Source organism: Thermoactinomyces mirandus (assembly GCF_013868055.1).
In the GTDB taxonomy this organism is placed as follows: domain Bacteria; phylum Bacillota; class Bacilli; order Thermoactinomycetales; family Thermoactinomycetaceae; genus Thermoactinomyces; species Thermoactinomyces mirandus.
Genome location: NZ_JACEOL010000027.1, coordinates 1 through 17357 on the forward strand (window position 1 = coordinate 1; position 17357 = coordinate 17357).

Genomic DNA, 17357 nt, shown 5'->3' on the forward strand with positions numbered 1-17357 from the left:
GGTTTGTCATCAAGCTCAGCGCCTTTTCAGGCGCTCCCATTCTTGATTTCTTTGGCAATTTCCTCCACACATTCCTTGCAAACCGTTTTTCCGCGGTAGTAAATCACTTCATCCATACTGCCGCAGAAAATACAACTGGGCGCGTACTTTTTCAGTACAATGTACTGATCATCTACAAAAACCTCTACTCCGTCACTTGGCTGAATATCCAACATATCCCTCAAGCCCTTTGGCAAAACGATCCGTCCCAAATGATCTACTTTCCTTACGATCCCAGTCCCTTTCATCAAACAGGCCCCTCTCGTCTCTGTTGTAAGCTGGATGGGAGGTGTCAGCTTGCAACATGCCTTTATTCCACCAGACGCTTTTATTCAACCGTTGATGAGTTGGATTTTTTGGTATTATTTGAATCCTGGGAGGAACTGGTCTGATTGTCGCTTCCTTGATCAGTGGAAGGAGTCGACGAGCCTGATCCATCCGGTTCCTCCTTGCTGGTTGATTCTTTTTTCTGTTGTTCATTCGTCTTCGTCGAAGCTGGATCTTGGGTAAAATCCGTCGATTTATCTCCATCCGTGACCGGTTTTTGTGCGGGGGCTTCACCTTTATCAGTTTGCTCATCATCTGCTATAATTTCTTTCCATTCTTCTTCTGATGGCGGTTTGTTAAGGAAGTCCGAAACCGGCTTGATATCTTGAGCCAGTTTCGTAATCGGCATCTCTTCCATTTCTTTCACGTCAAGATTCTCACCTTCTTTGTTTGCAATTCTCCAAACTGCATACTTCGCTGGTGACAATCCTGTCTGATCCGCTTTTTCCTTTACTTCCTTCGGCATTTTCAAGGTATGAACATTCAGGTCCAGTTCCTCTTCTTCACTTTCTTTGTCTATCATTTTTTCTATTTTATGCAACGCTTTTACACTGGTCCGTTCATCGTCATATCCGGACAGGACAACCTGATCTTTCGGATGCAGGTAACCATTGTGTTTTGCCTCATCCAAAAACTGCTCGACAAAATCATCGACCTGTTCGTTCTTGTATGTCCTGTTGCGAAGCAATCTCAAGGCAGATTTGTTTAAAGGTTTCACTTCTATTATGTTTTCATCATCATCCAGATTGATGGCAATGCTCGGGTTAATGTCCAGATAGACAAACCCTTGCGTATCGCCATCTTCAGGAGGAGACATCTGAGGTAAGACAAAAAACGTTCCCACCATTACCGCCACCCCAACACTGATTGCGGCTACCCAGGGTTTTTTTATGGAGGAAGAAAAAGAACGGACCGAACTGATTTCCACTTCTTCTCCCACTTCCAGTGCCATGTTTCTCCGCGGAACACGGACAAACTCCCCATCGGATGTCAAAACAATCCAATGACGTGGCTTGATCTCCATGATAACACCTTTCCGCAATTCACTCGCCCCCCTTCTCACCCTTTAAGACCCAAATGGCTTCGTATCAGGGTTAAATCTTCAGTCATCACAATAGTAAGAGCAATCAGGTATTTTCTATGCCGGCTCAAAGTGCGGCGATGCATTCCCAAAGCAGAGGAGATCTCCTTGTCCAATTTCTTCTGCTGCAGAAATTTCTGTAATAGATCCTGGTCAGATACAATCTTTGCAGCGATTTTGTACAAATTTTCGCGCGTATCGCGATGCTTCGGACTTTTTTTCACCAATTCCTCAAAAGTGATTCCATACCTTGCAAGTGATTTTCTGAACATCTCAATCTCCATCTGACGCATATATTTTAATTCTTCGTTTCGATGATTTTCAAATGCTTTGGCAACCACTTCCGGGTTGGGAGTCTCTTCATCACTGGTTCCTGAATAATTAACCAATGGTATGATTCTGCGGTGTTTTTTCTCATGTCGGAAATAATCAATCAATCGCCGATGGATCACCTTGTATGCAAATGACATAAATGTAGCCTGAAAACCTGAACAATACCCGCTTATCGCTTCATCCAAAGCCTTATAAGCAATCATGTACTCATCGTCCTGTTTGGTTATCTCCCTCCTGCAGACGCTTGAAGCGATCCTGCGTACCTGTGGTTCCAGTTCCTTAAGCAGATCGTTTCGTTTGTCTGGAGAGCGTGTTTCCTGCGCCAAAAGCACACGTCTTTCCAAATCTGTTCCCCGGAACATGCAATACCGACACCTCTCCCTATGTATTCATTCGCACAACTTCTTCGTTTTTCTGTCCACATTTAGTGGATCAATCTTCATTGTAACATGGTTAACTGACAACGCTATATCAAAAAACAATTATTTTTATTAACGGCAAAAAAATAGAATGAACCAAAAAACAGTTCATTCCAGAGGGAATTGATATTGACACTTATCCTTCACTGTTTTTATCAAATTTATGAAATTTGGATTAGTTTGCATTTCTCGCCAAAGACCTGATCACTTCCACCGCCGCTTTGTTTTCCAAAGACGAAAGATCCCCGACTTCTTCACCCAGGTAGGATGCACGGATAACCCGCCGTAATATCTTGCCATTACGCGTTTTGGGCAATTCTTCAAGAGTCCATACCCGTTTTGGCCTCAGGGCTTTCCCCATGTGTTTGGCAACAAATTCGACCAGTTCTTCTTCCAGCCCTTCACATTCCTTTCCTTTCAGGACAACAAAACAGACTGCACTTTCTCCTTTCTCCGAATCGGGAACGCCAATGGTAGCGGCTTCCGCGACCAGCGGATGATTTACCAATACCGATTCCATCTCGGCGGGCCCCAGCCTTTTACCGGCAATTTTCAGTGTATCATCCGATCTTCCCGTAATAAACCATTGATTTTGCTGATCAATATATACCCAGTCTCCATGCAGCCAGACATTGGGCCAGCGGTTCCAGTATGTTTTCTCGTACCGTTTATCATCTTGCCAGAAACCGCTTGTCATTCCTACCCAAGGTTGGCGCAAGACCAGTTCCCCCACCTGATCCCTGACGGGGCGGCCCGAATCATCAAATACTTCCGCATCCATCCCCGGAATTGGACCGGCAAACCCGCATGGAAAAATTGGTTTGAAAAAGTGGTTGCCCAAAATCCCGCCCGAAGTTTCAGTACCGCCGGAATAATTGAAAATTGGCACTTTGTTTTTTCCCACCTGTTCAAACAGCCAGTGCCACGGTTCCGGATTCCACGGTTCGCCTGTTGAACCAAACACTCGCAAACTGCTTAAATCCCGTTTTTCCGTCCACTGATTCCCCAACCTCATCAGTGCCCGGGTCAATGTCGGAGAAACTCCCAAATGGGTGACGCCATAATTCTCCACCATTTCCCACAGGCGGTCAGGTGCGGGATAATCCGGCGTTCCCTCGTAAACCACCATGGTGCTTCCCATGATCAGGGAGCCAAACACCATCCACGGTCCCATCATCCATCCCATATCGGTAACCCAAAACAACACGTCGCCCGCTCCCACATCAAACATGTAACCTGCATCAAAAGCTGCCTTGACCGGAAAACCCGCATGCACATGAACCGTCCCTTTAGGCTTGCCGGTCGTACCCGAAGTATAGATAATCATGAACGGATCTCCGGATGAGGTTGGATAGGGGGCTACTGTTTTCACAGAAGTCCTCAGTTGATCCCATTCAACATCTCTTTCCCCGTTCCAGGGGCATTTGCGGCCTAACCGGCGCACAACAATTACTTTTTGGATCGACGGCGACAGGTCTGCCGCCCGGTCAGCCTCTTCCTTCATCTTTACAACTTTTCCCCGTCGCAGGAAACCGTCTGCCGTAATCAGCCATTTGGCCTGACAACCCTGAATCCTGGCAGTGACTGCTTCCGCACCATAACCGGAAAAGCATGGTATAAAGATGGCGCCTATGCGTGCTACAGCGAGCATGGCAATGACATTTTCCGCGATCATCGGCAGGAATATGGCTACACGGTCTCCCGGCCCTACCCCCAGTTCTGTCAGCCCACCTGCAATCCGGTTCACTTCGACCCATAATTCGCGGTATGAATATTTATGGCTTTCCCCGTTATCTCCTTCCCATATCAATGCGAGGCGATGGCGAGCCGACGGATCTTTCACAAACCGGTCCAGGCAATTTTCCGCAACATTGATTTTTCCACCCTTAAACCAGCGCGGCCAGGCAATTCCATCTTTCATGTCCAGCACTTGACGATAGGGAGCGATCCAGTTCAGCTTCATGTCTTTTACCACTTCATCCCAGAACCACGCAATGTTTCTAATGCTTTCCCGATAAAATGAATCATAGTCCTCAATCCCCAGTTTTTTCATCAACTGGTATAAACGGGTCTTTTTCATTTGCTCGGTTTGCGGGACCCAGACAGGTCTGTTCATAGGGCGATCACTCCATTTCATAATATATTGAATTATGTTTATTTTAATTATATTTGAATAGTTAAATAAAATCTCTAAGCAAGTTGAAAATAAAAAAGACTTCCTGTATTTATTGCAGAAAGTCTGAACATGTTGGCAAAGGTTAAAGAATTGATTTTTAGAAGTGAAGTTATTTTCAGGAGGCGCCACACAGAAATGCCCCTGCTGCTTCCCCGCAAGGAGGAGACGGAACGGAGATCCAAAAATCGTCTGTCACTATTGATTTTTTTAAAAAAGGCTTCCCGCCATAAAGACAGAAAGCCCGGATTGGCAACCAAGACCATGTTTGGTTACAAAATAAGATGGGCCATCCCCGCGATAATGGGCAGGGTCAACAAAGTTCTTAACAGGAACAGCACAACCAGATCCTTGAAATCGACCGGAATTTTCGAGCCCAGCAAAAGCCCTCCCACTTCGGACATATAAATCAGTTGGGTCACTGAAAGGCAGGCAATGACAAACCGGGTCAATTCACTTTCAATGACTCCGCTGGCAATCACCGACGGCAAAAACATGTCGGCAAAACCGACTACAACGGTCTGTGCCGCCTCACTCGCCTCAGGAATTTGCAACAGGGACAAGATCGGAATAAACGGAATGCCGAGCCACCGGAACAAGGGAGTATATTCAGCAATAATAACGGCCGTTGTTCCCAACGCCATGACTATCGGCAAAACTCCTATCCACATATCCAGTATATTTTTGCAACCATTTTGAAAAACTTCTTTATACCGGATCCTGTCTGCCCGTTCCAGCGCCTGGATCATGCCCCATTTCCAGACAGAGAAACCTGGCGGCAACGTTTCACTCACATTTCCTTCCGACCCGTCATAATAGGTGTTTTCCTTGCGGGAAAGCGGAGGAATGCGCGGCAGAATGATGGCCGCTACCAACCCGGCAACGGCAATGGTCAAGTAATATGGGCCAAACAGATGCCCCAGCCCGATCTGCTCCAATACCACGATCGTAAACGTGATCGATACGACGGAAAAAGTGGTTCCGATAATGGCAGCATCACGCTTTGTATAAAATCCATCCTCATACTGCTTGTTCGTAAGCAGTACCCCGATTGTTCCGTCTCCCAGCCAGGAAGCCAGACAATCGATGGAAGCGCGTCCGGGCAGTTTGAAAAGCGGCCTCATCAATCGGGTAACCAAGGTGCCGGTCATTTCCAGCAAACCAAAATCCATCAAAAAGGGCATAAACAGTCCGGCAAAGATAAACACCGTAAACAGCACGGGAATCAGACTTAAAAGCAGCAGCCCTCCCGTATTTTCAGACCAGACCCATTCCGGCCCCAACTGAAGCAGGGTCATGATGGCAAAAAGCAGGCCAACCACACGGGTTACCGTCCAAAAGCCTGATACATCAAACAGTTTTTTCAGAAAGAGATTGTCCATCATCCAGGCCGGTCTGGCCAGTTTTGCCATAAGCGTAAAGATAACAGCGATCCCCATCATTCCGGTTGCCAGGCCCGGCAGGTAGTCCGCGAGCAGTTCCTGGCTCCAGTTGGCCAGCAAGGCGACCGGAATTGTCATTTCCCCGTCAGACTGGATGGGAATCATAAACAGGAAAACGCCAATGGCAGACGGGATCACAAATTTCAAAATTTCACCAACTGATGGCGTTCGATTTTGTACGTTTTCCATAATTTTATCAATTTCACCTCAATATCTTAAGCCGGCAAAAATTAAAACCTCTCCATAACCAGCTGTGTTAAATCAAAATTTTTAAAAAATAATAAAAAGGAAACTGTCTCCTTTATAAAAACTCCCCTGATTTTTTTCCTCAGATTTGGGATAATAAAAGAAAATCATTAAAACTATTAAATAATATAGTATAAATATACAAAAAATGATATAAATAATCAATAGGAAAATATAATAAAAATAAGTTATAGTATGAGTAAAACTTTATCCTGAAGGGGACGCACAAGACAAATGTTTAAACGGACAATCAAAAGAGAAGCATTAAAAAGCGTTTGTTTGGATGAAACCAAAGAGATCCTGATTTTCCTTCCCGGCGAAGAACAATCATTACAAAAGAACTATCCGCTGCTTGTTCTTCATGATGGAAATGATTATTTCAACCTGGGGCGTATAGTAACCCAAGCTGTCCAAATGATCGATGATGGCCAGCTTGATCCGTTTGTAATGGTTGCGATTCCTGTGGATAAAGAAAAGCGCAGTTCGGAATATTCGCCTGCCGGCAATCGGCAGCCCCTGCATATGCAAATGGTCATGGACGAACTTCTTCCATTCATTCGCGAAAAATACCCTGTCTCCTCTAAAAAAGAAGACCTGGTGATTGGCGGATCTTCCCTTGGCGGAACTGTTTCTTTGCATATTGCACTGAAATATCCCGATCAGGTAAACAACGTTCTCTCCCAGTCAGGAGCCTTTTTTAAAGCAACCAGTGAAGAAATCATGCGTCAGCATTCCCTTTCCCATTTGCAAATCTATCAATCCATCGGTACCTCCGAAACAGCTGTGCCTACACACATGGGGAAATTGGATTTACTTGCCCGCAATCGGGAAATTTATCGTAATTTGAAAAAGAAGAAAGCGCAGGTTCATTATATTGAAGCGGACGGAGACCATACCTGGGGTTTCTGGCAGCGGGACCTTCCCAATGCCTTGAACTATTTCTTTGGGAACGCATTAAAATAAGGTACAGAAAAACAAGCATTGAAGCAACAGGATTGCCAATCTGGACTGGTCCATGCCCGATCGGAAAAGTTTACGGCCACCGGCCCGCTTTCAGCAAATAATCTCATATAAACAGTAACCATATATTTGATTTAGCAAAAAAATTGGCAAAAAACGGGGACTTATTCATGAAAGGAGATGAGCAGATGGGATATGGTTATGGCATGATGGGCTGGACAATGGGCCTTTTCGGAATGCTGGTACCCATTGCCCTGTTGGGCGTTGCTGTTTACCTGGGTGTCCGCTTTGGCATCCGGGACGGATTGAAACATCGCAAAAAATAAATCTGTTGCTTCTGCCGGACAGATTATGAATCGGCCCCGGATTTCCAATCCAAGGCCGATTTTGCTTTCTTTTATTTTTCCAGCCGCCGTTTTCTTAAGTCATGCTCGCCGCTAACCGGGCGGACGGAAATTGTAATAGCCAGCATAATTTATCTATTTCATGCTTTTGTCTATTTCGCTGATCATTTCACTCACCGATTGAAGTCCGCCGCCGGAAAGATACCATATATTTGGATCCAAATAAACAATATTGCCATTTTGATAAGCTTTGGTCTTTTTCACCAGTTCATTTTCAATTGTTTGTTTGGCTGAAGCTTTTTTCGTAACTGCGGCGCTTCGGTCAACTACATAGAGATAATCCGGGTTTTTTTCCACAATATATTCAAAGGAGATACTTTGCCCGTGTGTCGATGCGTTGATTGACGAATCAGCCGCGGTCAAACCAAACACATCATGAATCAGGCCAAAACGGGATTTTGGCCCATAGGCACTTACTTTATTATCATTGGCCAGGACAATTAAAGCAGTTTTCTTGCTGGCGGCTGCTTTCTGTTTTAAATTTTCAATCGAGCTTCTGATCGTGACCAGTTCTTGCTCAATCTCTTTTTCTTTCCCAAAAATTTTCCCCAATGTCTGCATGTTTTTTTCAAATGAACCCATAAAATCATTATAGTCAACCCCCATAAAAATGGTGGGAGCAATTTTCTGGAATTCCTGATATAAATCTTGCTGGCGACCAGAGATGATGATCAGATCAGGGTTTATTTCACTCAGCTTTTCAAAGTCGGGTTCTTTCAAGGTACCTGCGTTTTCATAATTATTACCTTCATATTTTGACAAATAGTTCGGGACATTTGATTTTGGCAGTGCCGCGACTTCAATTCCAAGCTGATCCAGAGTATCCAGGACCCCAAAGTCAAAAACAACTACTTTGTCAGGATTTCGGGACAATTCCGTCTTGCCCAGTTGGTGTTCAACAGTGATGTTTTCTTCCGAAGATTGAGTTTGTCCTTGCTGTGAAGAATTATTACAGGCAGTTCCAACCAACGCCAACGCAAAAACAACAAACAGCGCAAGTACTTTTTTCATTTATTTTCACCTCTTTATTAATACAAGCTGTTTATGTTACAGCGAACTGGCAAATTTTTACACTCAAGAATAATAAACACAAATTTTTTGATCATTGATCTTTTCAATGGTAATATCCATATCATAAATTTCTCTTAATGAATCTGGATGAATCAGCTCTTTGCTGGTCCCTTCACAAATGATTTGTCCATCTTTTAAAGCAACCAGATAATCGGAATAACAGGAAGCAAAATTGATATCATGAATCACAATGCAAATCGTTTTTCCCAATTCGGCAACCAGCTTTTCAAGAGTTTTCATGATTTGTACCGAGTGTTTCATATCGAGATTATTCAATGGTTCATCCAGAAAAATATATTCGGTATCCTGGGCGATGGTCATTGCTATGTAAGCACGTTGCCTCTGCCCGCCGCTTAACTGATCCAGATACTTGTTTTGAATACTCGTCAGATTCATATATTTGATGGCATGATCAATATGATCCTCATCCTCTTTGTCCAACTTCCCTTGAGAGTAGGGAAATCGCCCAAAAGAGACCAGATCCCGAATCGTCAACCGAAGATTCAAATGATTTTCTTGTCTAAGAATCGAAATCTTTTTGGCCAAGTCCTCACTTTTGTATTGGCTGATTTCTTTATTGTCAACATAAATTTCCCCACTATCTTTAGAAATCAGACGGCAAATTACAGAAAGCAGTGTGCTTTTCCCGGCTCCGTTCGAACCGATAAAAGACGTAATTTTTCCTTTGGGGATTTTGAGTGAAATATTTTCCAGTACAGTTTTTGATCCATATTTTTTTGAGATATTTTTCACCTCGATCATAGTCGACTCTCCTTTAAAAGCAGATAGACAAAATAAATGCCTCCAATAAAATTGATAATCACGCTCAGCGTGGTTTCAAATGTGAAAATATGCTCTACAGCCAGTTGCCCCCCAACCAACGCAATAAAACTGACCAGGATCGCTCCCGGAATCAGGTGGTTGTGTTTATACGTCCGGAACATTTCATAGGCAATATTGGCCACCAGCAACCCGAGGAACGTAACAGGACCTACAAGCGCCGTTGAAATCGAAATCAGGACAGCCACGACTATCATCAATCGCTTTACTGTATGGTCATACCTTACCCCCAGATTAATCGCCTGTTCTTTTCCCAGCGAAAGAACATCCAAATATTTCAGAAACGGCCAAAAATAACTGACAGTAACCAAAATCAAAACAAGGGAAATCCATACAAGATTTGTATTGATATTGTTAAAACTGGCAAACATACGATCTTGTACGATCAGAAATTCATTTGGATCGATCAGCACCTGCATAAAGGAAGAGAGACTGTCAAACAGGATCCCAAAAATAAGACCTACCAGTAATAAAAAGTAAATATGATACTTTTCCTGGCGAAAAAGGACTTGATAAAGAAGAATCGCAAAGAGAACCATTGCAAATACACTGATTAGAAAATTGAAATGATCATCCATCATCGCAAGCGTTGAGGAACCCAAAAAATAAACTACCACCGTTTGAATAAACAGATAGAGCGAATCCAACCCCATGATGCTTGGTGTTAAAATGCGATTATGAGTAATGGTTTGAAAGACGACTGTGGAAAGGGCAATCGAACTGCCGGTCAGCAAAATAGCGATTATTTTCATGCTTCTGCGAGGCAACGCATAATCCCAATTACTCCCCAGATCAATCAATAAATAAATCGCAATGATCAATGCTGCAAAAATTCCTAAAATGGTTAATTTGACTCTAGGTTGCATATACTCTGCTCCTCATCAACAAATACAAAAAGATGGCACAGCCAATAATGCCAACGGTAAGGCTGATGGAAAGTTCAAATGGATAAATAACCAGGCGTCCGACTATGTCGCAAAAAAGGACAAAAATGGCACCAAGCAAAGCAGTATAAGGGAGATTTTTCTTGAGATGATCCCCGTAATAAATAGAGACCAGATTTGGAATAATTAAACCTAAAAAGGGAATCATTCCGACAGTCAACACCACCGAAGCGGTGATGATAGCCACAATGATCAGCCCGATATGAATCACCTGCTTGTAATTTAAGCCCAGATTTTTGGAGAAATCTTTACCCATCCCGGCGATCGTAAATTTGTCAGCATAGAAATAGGCGACAAACATCAACGGAATGCTTATATAAAGAATCTCATAGCGTCCCTGCATAATCATGGAAAAATCACCTTGCAACCAGCTGGACATATTTTGGATGAGATCATATTTATAAGCAAAAAAAGTAGCAACAGAACTGATAATATTTCCAAACATCAACCCGACCAGCGGGACAAAAATTACATCTTTCAATCTGATCTTTTCCAGTATTTTCATAAAAAGAAGTGTCCCTGCCAGGGCAAATAAAAAGGCAACACTGATTTTTACCAATAAATTGGCTGAACTGAAAAGAAGCATTGAAACCAGTATGCCTAACCGGGCTGAATCCATCGTTCCCGCCGTGGTGGGAGAAACAAATTTGTTCTGACTGATCTGTTGCATAATTAGCCCGCATATACTGATGCTAATCCCGGAGATCAATATACTGACTAAGCGCGGAATACGACTGGTCAGGAAAATATGCATCTCTTCCTGATCAAACTGCAGCAAATCACCTGGTGAAATCTCTTTTACACCAATAAAAAGAGAAGCAAGGGATAACAACAACAAAATAAAAAACAGGTATCTTTTTTTCATCACAATCCCTCAAGCTTAATCAATATTTAATGCGATTGATAATCGTTATCATTAAATAATATAATAACGTTTTTTATTGATTTGTCAACGAATAATGAAAGAATTTTATTAATTTGTCAATAAATAATGAATAGTTGTATTAAAAAGTCACAGAAGGAGATTTCAAATAACTGGATTAGCATAAACGAATCCTTGATCAGCGGAATAAATTGAGGTTAAAGAAAAGAGGCAGGGGGAATAATCGCAGATTGTACGGAAAGGATCTTGCAGTTTGACTCGCCGACACAGATAAAAGGACGATTTTCTGTAACGTTTGCAACTTCGGCAAAGGCGAAAGAGAATCCCTGCAAACTGTTTGGATTTGCAAGGAGAGCCCGCCGGAAAGCAAAGGCTGGAGCGCCCCCGCTACTTTCCTGTAAGGCGCGGACGGAACGAAAGCCTAGGAATATTCTTCATTCTGCAGTCTCAAGCCATGAGAAAAAATCTCATGGCTTTTCAATCATTTCTATTCTCCGCCGCCGCCATCGCCGCCACCATCACCGCTGCCTGAATCTCCATGACCGGCGAACGGATAATCGACGGCGCTCCCATAGGAAGCAGAACTTCCCCTGTCATACAGATAGTTGTACTTTTCGGCAAAGGATTCCTGATAATATAAGGAGAGAAAAATAACTCCGCTTGTGACATCATCTGTACCTTTTCCGGTTTTGGACACGTATTTCCTGTATTGACGGCGAAATTTCCTTACATCGGTACCGTGATTGACAATATACTGGTCAACCTGTTCCAGTTTGTGCTTGATATCGCGGATCAGGCCATGGATCACGAGAGCAATCTCAGATTCCGCTGAGGTTGGGTTAAAATATTTCCCGGCCAGTTCCTGGTTTGTACAACGTTTAAAATCTTCCAGCAAGGATTTTGGCAAGGGATGCTTGAAAAAATCTCCCCAAGCCTGATAACTGTATTTTGTCGGACAGAATAAAAGCACATAGACAAAATCAAACCAGGCTCGCTCTTCATGATGCCCAGGATGAACTGGAAGCTCCTGCTCCCGGGTTAAGGGGGTTTTTAAATAGCACCGGCAGAATTCATCATATTCCCGGGTAAACATTTGCATTTCCTGCCAGGTCTCGTCCACTTCGGTACTGTATGCCGGAGCATTTTTCAGAATCGCTTTCATGATTATGTAGCGTTTCCATTCAAAAAAGCGATTCTCCCATTCGACAATACTGATCTTATGTTCGCGGATCACCCGCTCTTTTGCCCGCTCAATATAACTTTCTGCCAAAGCATTTTCCAGATGATGAACCAGCTTTTTCAGGCTATGTTCCAGTTCGCTATCTCGCCTGATGCCCAAATCCGGCAAATCATACCTCTGTTTATGAGGTACTTTTTTCGCTGACCGGTACGATACATTAACCATAATGCTTATAATGATAAATAAGGCTAACAAAAAAAAGGCAATCAGTTCCATCCCTTCACCATCCTTTCCTCTTTTATTCTACTTAAAAAACAAACCAAACGGAACATTCCCCCCAAAATCATTTCATTGTTTTGAAAAAAGTATTTTATATTTGAATGAAGTTCTCGCGTTAAAACATCGATCAGGGTCAGGCTCCGGCAATCCGTAACAAGGTACATCAAACCGGCCACTTTTTTGACTGTGGCCGGTCTGGGTTCATGTTTGTTCTGGATCTGAAGCGAAATCTCAAACTTTAACGGATAGCAAGTTTATGTAGTGGAAGCCTGTTTCTGGTTATAAATCAGGTACTGCTGGTAAACATCCCGGATTGCGGCAATTAAAGCCTGCTGTGCCTTTCCATGGTAGAAAGCCTCCATTTCTTTTGCTATCGAATCGATTCCATCCATCAGGCTGTATCCTTTTAATACCTGCCCGATAAAATGCTGGGCATGGCGGGTAGCCAGGGTACAGGATGCGTCGAGAATAACACCGTACTTCGGATCAATCTCCACCGTCAGGGTCAGAGAGTCATAAACAGACTTGGCCGCCATCCGCTGGGGCAATTTGGCATGTCCAGCCAACATTACGCTTTTTCCCATACAATCTCTCCCACCGGAAAAGTCCCGTAATCGGGCTTTTCTTTTAGATTATCAAAAGATGACCGTATGATCTATCAATATACTTATTCGATTTCCTCCCCGAACGGCCAGGAAGGCAGGTTTTTTCGCAATTTCTTGTCGCTGCGGTATCCCAGTGCATATTCTGCCTGCATGATCTGATGGATTTCCCTGGTTCCCTCATAGATCACAGGAGCCTTGGCATTGCGCATATACCGCTCCACGGGAAATTCATGGGAATATCCATTGGCCCCGTGAATCTGGACGGCATCTGCGGCAGCGTTAAAAGCGGCATCACACGCAATCCATTTGGCCAAGGAAGTTTCCCGGGTATTGCGGATTCCCCTGTTTTTCATCCACCCGACCCGGTAGACAAGCAGCCGGGAAGTTTCATATCCTGCAACCATTTTGGCGATCATCTGCTGTACCAATTGATGTTTCCCGATCGGCTGCCCAAACGTCTCCCGTTCATGGGCATATTTGAGACTTGCTTCAATGCAGGCATCGATAAGGCCGACAGCACCGGCGGCCACGCTGAATCGCCCGTTGTCGAGAGCAGACATGGCGATTTTAAAACCTTCTCCTTCTTTCCCAACCCGATTTTCTGCCGGAACCCGGACATCTTCCAGGAAAACCTCTCCTGTATTTCCGGCACGGATGCCCAATTTGTTTTTAAACCCGCGCGTGGTGACGCCTGGGAAATCCCGCTCCACAATAAAACAGGAGATTCCGCGATGCCCCTGATCCGGAGCGGTTTTGGCAAAAATCAAAAAATGGTCGGCGATATCACAAAGGGAGATCCACGTTTTGCCGCCGTTCAGGATATAGACATCGCCATCACGGACCGCCCGCATTTCGATCGCCGCCACATCCGATCCTGCATTTGGCTCTGTCAATCCAAATGCTCCCACTTTGGTTCCTTGGGCCTGGGGCTTGAGATATTTTTCTTTTTGGAATCCATTTCCCCATTGCAGAAGCGTCATGCTGTTTAAAGCCGTATGAACGGAAACAGCTGTCCGAAAGGCTGTATCCCCGCGCTCCAGTTCAGCACAAACGATGGCCAGGGTATTGTAATCCATTCCCTGTCCTCCATACTGTTCCGGAATGCATACCCCCATGAGACCCAGCTCAGCCAGGCGATCTAAAACGGAAGTCTCAAAGTGCTGCTCGATGTCCCACCGTTCGATATGGGGCATGATTTCCTTGTCGACAAACTTGCGAACCAGTTTTTTGACCGCCAGTTGATCATCGGAATAGGAAAAATCAAACATCTCACTCACTCCTTTTCTCATTCGGGGAGAAAACTTTCGCCTGCTCCCATTCTTTCACCTGCATTCTGGAATAGCCCATTTCCCGCAAGATTTCTTCTGTATGTTCGCCAAGCAAAGGTGGATACTTCCGGTAAGAAACCGGGGTTCGCGAAAAATTCAGCGGACTCCCGACCAGGGAAATATTTCCCGCTGTGGGATGTTCCATTTCTACCAGCAAATTTCGCTCTTTTACCTGAGACCTGGAAAATACCTGATCCAGGGTTTGAATCGGGGCAGATGGAAGATTTAATTCCTCAAACAGAGAAATCCAGTGCGAACTCGTGTGTTTGGTCAAAATCGTTTCAAGTTTTTGCACCAGTGCTTTCCGGTTGACTACACGTGCGGAATTTTTGGCAAAACGGGGATCTTCCGCTAGCCAGGGACATCCGAGGCACTCGGCCAGACGCCTGAATTGGGTGTCATTGCCCACTGCAATAATGATCGGCTGGTCCCGGGTCTGAAAAAGCTGGTAAGGAGCAATGTTGGGATGGGCATTACCCAGCAGTTGCGGAACTTTTCCGGAAATAAGGTAATTGCTGGCCACGTTGACCAAAGAAGCGACACTGGCATCAAACAGGGCTACATCCAATATCTGTCCTTTACCCGAGCTGTTTCGTTCGTGCAAGGCGGCCAGAATCCCGGTCGCGGTAAAAAGGCCTGTCAACACATCGACAATGGCAACGCCCACTTTCATCGGACCGCTTTCCGGACTCCCAGTAATGCTCATCAAACCGCTCAGGGCCTGGATCATGTAGTCGTAGCCAGCTTTGTGCGAAAAAGGACCATTTTGGCCAAATCCCGAAATTTCAGCAACAATCAGGCGGGGATTGATTTCCAGCAGCCTTTTTGGGGGCAATCCAAATTTGGCCAGTGTGCCCACCTTGAAATTTTCCACCAGGATGTCTGCGTGCCGGACCAGATCCAGCAGGATGGCTTGCCCTTGTTCTGTTTTCAAATTCAAAACCATGGAGCGTTTGTTTCGGTTTACGCTCAAGTAATAGGCACTTGTCTCTCCGGCCCAGGGCGGCCCCCAGCCCCGGGTCTCATCCCCCTGCCCCGGTGCTTCAACTTTGATCACATCGGCCCCCAGGTCTCCCAAAATCATGGTGCAAAACGGACCGGCCAGCACACGAGACAAATCCAGCACCTGAATCCCTGTCAAAGGACCATCCCGTTTCATGGGCTTTCCTCCTCAACCTGAAAAAATAAAAAGCCGGGTAACCAAACGAATTGTTTCGTTCAGGGATCCCGGCTCACTCCTGCGACTTTTTTAACCGGCGCAGTTAAAACTCACAGGATATGATTTCAATTTTAAGTATAATTGTAATAAATTCCGATGATTTTGTCAAATGTAGCCAAGGAAATCATCGTTGATTGATTATATCGGGTCCATATATACAGTTTTTAACTGAGTATAAAATTCCGCGGCCGCCTTCCCCTGCTCCCGGCTCCCGTTTCCGGAACCTTTGCCTCCGCCAAAAGGAGCCTGCGGTTCCGCTCCGGCGGTTTCAGAATTGATGTGAACCATGCCCGCCTCAATTTCATCCACAAACCGGCGGGCAAGCGTAAGATTGTTGGTACAAATGGAAGCGCTTAATCCAAAGAAAGTATCATTGGCCAATTCGATGGCTTCATCATAGCCATTCACTTGAAACAGGGAGATAACCGGACCGAAGATCTCCTCCCTGGCAATCCGCGCATCCCGGGGCACATTTTCAAAAATGGAGGGCTGGACATAGAATCCGCGAACCAGTTCCGGTTTCGGCGGTATTTCCCCGCCAACCAGCAAATCAGCTTCTTTTTTCCCCGCCTCAATCATTTCCAGCACCTGATCACACTGCCCGCGGCTGGCACAGGGTCCCATGAAAGTATCCGGCTTAAGAGGGTTGCCCACTTTTAACATTTTCGTTTTCTTTACCAGCCGGTCCCTGAACGCTTTATAGACTTTTGCATCCACCATGATCCGGCTGGTTGCCGTACATTTTTGACCGGTTGAACGGAAAGCTCCCGAAATGGCAATCTCCACCGCTTTGTCCAGGTCGGCATCGTCCAGGACAATCAGCGGATTTTTGCCGCCAAGTTCCAGTTGCACTTTTTTCCCCTGCATGGCGGCCCGTTCCTGAATGCTTCTTCCAACCAGATTGGAACCGGTAAAAGAGATGGCCTTGATCTCGCTGTTTTGGACGATCTCCGAACCGACAACTGATCCCGTTCCAAACACACAGTTGACCACGCCCTTGGGAATGCCCGCCTTATGGAAAGCATCGATGACATGATAGACCGACATGGGAGTCAGCTCAGCCGGTTTGATAACCACCGTATTACCGTAGAGAAGGGCCGGAGCCATTTTCCACACGGGAATGGCGATCGGAAAATTCCATGGTGTGATCAACCCCACTGCTCCAAGTGGCTCCCGCTTGGTAAATAAAAAGGTTTGTTCTGAAACTGACGGAATCACCTCCCCCACCGGTTGAAATGCTTCTGACGCAAAAAACTCCAGAATGCTGACAGCGCGAAGGGTTTCCCCACTCGCCTCGACCAGCGTTTTTCCTTCTTCGCGCGTCAAGTCCCGCGCAATTTGACCGGCTTTTCCCCGGATAATTTCAGCCGCCTTCTTCAAATAGGCCGCGCGCTCAGGAAAGGACAGCTTTTTCCATGAAGGAAAAGCTTTTTTGGCTGAGGAAACCGCTTCCCTCACGTCTTCTGCCGTACTGGCGGCAAAATGGCCAAGAATCTCTTCCGGATCATGGGGATTTCGGTTGGGCGTGTACTCTCCGCCTGCCGGTTTCTTCCAGACGCCTCCAATGTAATTGTCATAACGCAT

The 17357-nt window shown here is 45.1% G+C and carries 16 protein-coding genes; 2 read left to right on the forward strand and 14 right to left on the reverse strand.

What is annotated here, in order from left to right; translation table 11 throughout:
* Positions 1 to 26 precede the first annotated feature (26 nt).
* The 5 genes from H2C83_RS08055 to H2C83_RS08075 form a co-directional block, all read right to left on the reverse strand.
* On the reverse strand, positions 27 to 290 hold the full coding sequence (locus H2C83_RS08055; RefSeq protein WP_281364122.1) for an AbrB/MazE/SpoVT family DNA-binding domain-containing protein: 264 nt from the start codon (positions 288 to 290) through the stop codon (positions 27 to 29).
* Between the two features lie 77 nt (positions 291 to 367).
* Positions 368 to 1408 carry an anti-sigma factor domain-containing protein gene (locus H2C83_RS08060; RefSeq protein ID WP_181739560.1) on the reverse strand — a complete coding sequence of 347 codons (1041 nt, stop codon included), beginning with the start codon at positions 1406 to 1408 and terminating at the stop codon, positions 368 to 370.
* Between the two features lie 17 nt (positions 1409 to 1425).
* A complete protein-coding gene (locus H2C83_RS08065) occupies positions 1426 to 2142 on the reverse strand; it encodes a sigma factor (RefSeq protein ID WP_181739562.1) in 717 nt (238 codons plus the stop codon).
* Between the two features lie 232 nt (positions 2143 to 2374).
* On the reverse strand, positions 2375 to 4315 hold the full coding sequence (locus tag H2C83_RS08070; protein WP_181739564.1) for an AMP-binding protein: 1941 nt from the start codon (positions 4313 to 4315) through the stop codon (positions 2375 to 2377).
* Between the two features lie 329 nt (positions 4316 to 4644).
* Positions 4645 to 6003 (reverse strand): YjiH family protein, encoded by a 1359-nt coding sequence (locus tag H2C83_RS08075; RefSeq protein WP_181739566.1) that lies wholly within the window; start codon positions 6001 to 6003, stop codon positions 4645 to 4647.
* Between the two features lie 291 nt (positions 6004 to 6294).
* On the opposite strand from H2C83_RS08075, the gene H2C83_RS08080 reads away from it, so the two are divergent.
* Both H2C83_RS08080 and H2C83_RS08085 read left to right on the forward strand, forming a co-directional pair.
* Entirely contained in the window at positions 6295 to 7023 is a 729-nt protein-coding gene (locus H2C83_RS08080) for an alpha/beta hydrolase (RefSeq protein ID WP_181739568.1), read from the forward strand.
* Between the two features lie 167 nt (positions 7024 to 7190).
* Positions 7191 to 7346, forward strand: a complete 156-nt coding sequence (locus tag H2C83_RS08085; RefSeq protein WP_181739570.1) for a hypothetical protein — start codon at positions 7191 to 7193, stop codon at positions 7344 to 7346.
* A 153-nt stretch (positions 7347 to 7499) separates the two neighbouring features.
* On the opposite strand, the gene H2C83_RS08090 is transcribed toward H2C83_RS08085, so the two are convergent.
* The 9 genes from H2C83_RS08090 to H2C83_RS08130 all read right to left on the reverse strand — a co-directional run bounded on the left by H2C83_RS08090 (position 7500) and on the right by H2C83_RS08130 (position 17357).
* The gene (locus tag H2C83_RS08090; RefSeq protein ID WP_181739572.1) at positions 7500 to 8435 is read right to left on the reverse strand and encodes a siderophore ABC transporter substrate-binding protein; all 936 of its coding nucleotides are present in this window, start codon (positions 8433 to 8435) and stop codon (positions 7500 to 7502) included.
* Positions 8436 to 8498: 63 nt separating this feature from the next.
* The gene (locus H2C83_RS08095) at positions 8499 to 9257 is read right to left on the reverse strand and encodes an iron ABC transporter ATP-binding protein (RefSeq protein WP_181739574.1); all 759 of its coding nucleotides are present in this window, start codon (positions 9255 to 9257) and stop codon (positions 8499 to 8501) included.
* Positions 9254 to 10201 carry an iron chelate uptake ABC transporter family permease subunit gene (locus tag H2C83_RS08100; RefSeq protein WP_181739576.1) on the reverse strand — a complete coding sequence of 316 codons (948 nt, stop codon included), beginning with the start codon at positions 10199 to 10201 and terminating at the stop codon, positions 9254 to 9256. Before H2C83_RS08100 ends, H2C83_RS08095 begins: the two co-directional genes overlap by 4 nt.
* The gene (locus H2C83_RS08105) at positions 10191 to 11144 is read right to left on the reverse strand and encodes an ABC transporter permease (RefSeq protein WP_181739578.1); all 954 of its coding nucleotides are present in this window, start codon (positions 11142 to 11144) and stop codon (positions 10191 to 10193) included. The genes H2C83_RS08100 and H2C83_RS08105 overlap by 11 nt, the downstream gene beginning before the upstream one ends.
* A 505-nt stretch (positions 11145 to 11649) precedes the next feature.
* Positions 11650 to 12618, reverse strand: coding sequence for a glycine-rich domain-containing protein (locus H2C83_RS08110; protein WP_181739580.1), 969 nt, complete (start codon positions 12616 to 12618; stop codon positions 11650 to 11652).
* A gap of 257 nt (positions 12619 to 12875) precedes the next feature.
* Positions 12876 to 13205, reverse strand: a complete 330-nt coding sequence (locus H2C83_RS08115) for a DUF3870 domain-containing protein (RefSeq protein ID WP_181739582.1) — start codon at positions 13203 to 13205, stop codon at positions 12876 to 12878.
* A gap of 83 nt (positions 13206 to 13288) precedes the next feature.
* Positions 13289 to 14494 (reverse strand): acyl-CoA dehydrogenase family protein, encoded by a 1206-nt coding sequence (locus H2C83_RS08120; protein ID WP_181739584.1) that lies wholly within the window; start codon positions 14492 to 14494, stop codon positions 13289 to 13291.
* Position 14495: 1 nt separating this feature from the next.
* Positions 14496 to 15713 (reverse strand): CaiB/BaiF CoA transferase family protein, encoded by a 1218-nt coding sequence (locus H2C83_RS08125; protein ID WP_181739586.1) that lies wholly within the window; start codon positions 15711 to 15713, stop codon positions 14496 to 14498.
* 198 nt (positions 15714 to 15911) lie between these two features.
* A complete protein-coding gene (locus H2C83_RS08130) occupies positions 15912 to 17357 on the reverse strand; it encodes an aldehyde dehydrogenase family protein (RefSeq protein WP_181739588.1) in 1446 nt (481 codons plus the stop codon).

Coding starts and splice junctions, on each gene's coding strand:
- H2C83_RS08105 (WP_181739578.1), bottom strand. CDS start 11,144: ATGAAAAAAAGATACCTGTTTTTTATTTTGTTGTTGTTATCCCTTGCT.
- H2C83_RS08090 (WP_181739572.1), bottom strand. CDS start 8,435: ATGAAAAAAGTACTTGCGCTGTTTGTTGTTTTTGCGTTGGCGTTGGTT.
- H2C83_RS08070 (WP_181739564.1), bottom strand. CDS start 4,315: ATGAACAGACCTGTCTGGGTCCCGCAAACCGAGCAAATGAAAAAGACC.
- H2C83_RS08125 (WP_181739586.1), bottom strand. CDS start 15,713: ATGAAACGGGATGGTCCTTTGACAGGGATTCAGGTGCTGGATTTGTCT.
- H2C83_RS08065 (WP_181739562.1), bottom strand. CDS start 2,142: ATGTTCCGGGGAACAGATTTGGAAAGACGTGTGCTTTTGGCGCAGGAA.
- H2C83_RS08075 (WP_181739566.1), bottom strand. CDS start 6,003: ATGGAAAACGTACAAAATCGAACGCCATCAGTTGGTGAAATTTTGAAA.
- H2C83_RS08100 (WP_181739576.1), bottom strand. CDS start 10,201: ATGCAACCTAGAGTCAAATTAACCATTTTAGGAATTTTTGCAGCATTG.
- H2C83_RS08110 (WP_181739580.1), bottom strand. CDS start 12,618: ATGGAACTGATTGCCTTTTTTTTGTTAGCCTTATTTATCATTATAAGC.
- H2C83_RS08130 (WP_181739588.1), bottom strand. CDS start 17,357: ATGCGTTATGACAATTACATTGGAGGCGTCTGGAAGAAACCGGCAGGC.
- H2C83_RS08080 (WP_181739568.1), top strand. CDS start 6,295: ATGTTTAAACGGACAATCAAAAGAGAAGCATTAAAAAGCGTTTGTTTG.
- H2C83_RS08115 (WP_181739582.1), bottom strand. CDS start 13,205: ATGGGAAAAAGCGTAATGTTGGCTGGACATGCCAAATTGCCCCAGCGG.
- H2C83_RS08120 (WP_181739584.1), bottom strand. CDS start 14,494: ATGTTTGATTTTTCCTATTCCGATGATCAACTGGCGGTCAAAAAACTG.
- H2C83_RS08095 (WP_181739574.1), bottom strand. CDS start 9,257: ATGATCGAGGTGAAAAATATCTCAAAAAAATATGGATCAAAAACTGTA.
- H2C83_RS08085 (WP_181739570.1), top strand. CDS start 7,191: ATGAAAGGAGATGAGCAGATGGGATATGGTTATGGCATGATGGGCTGG.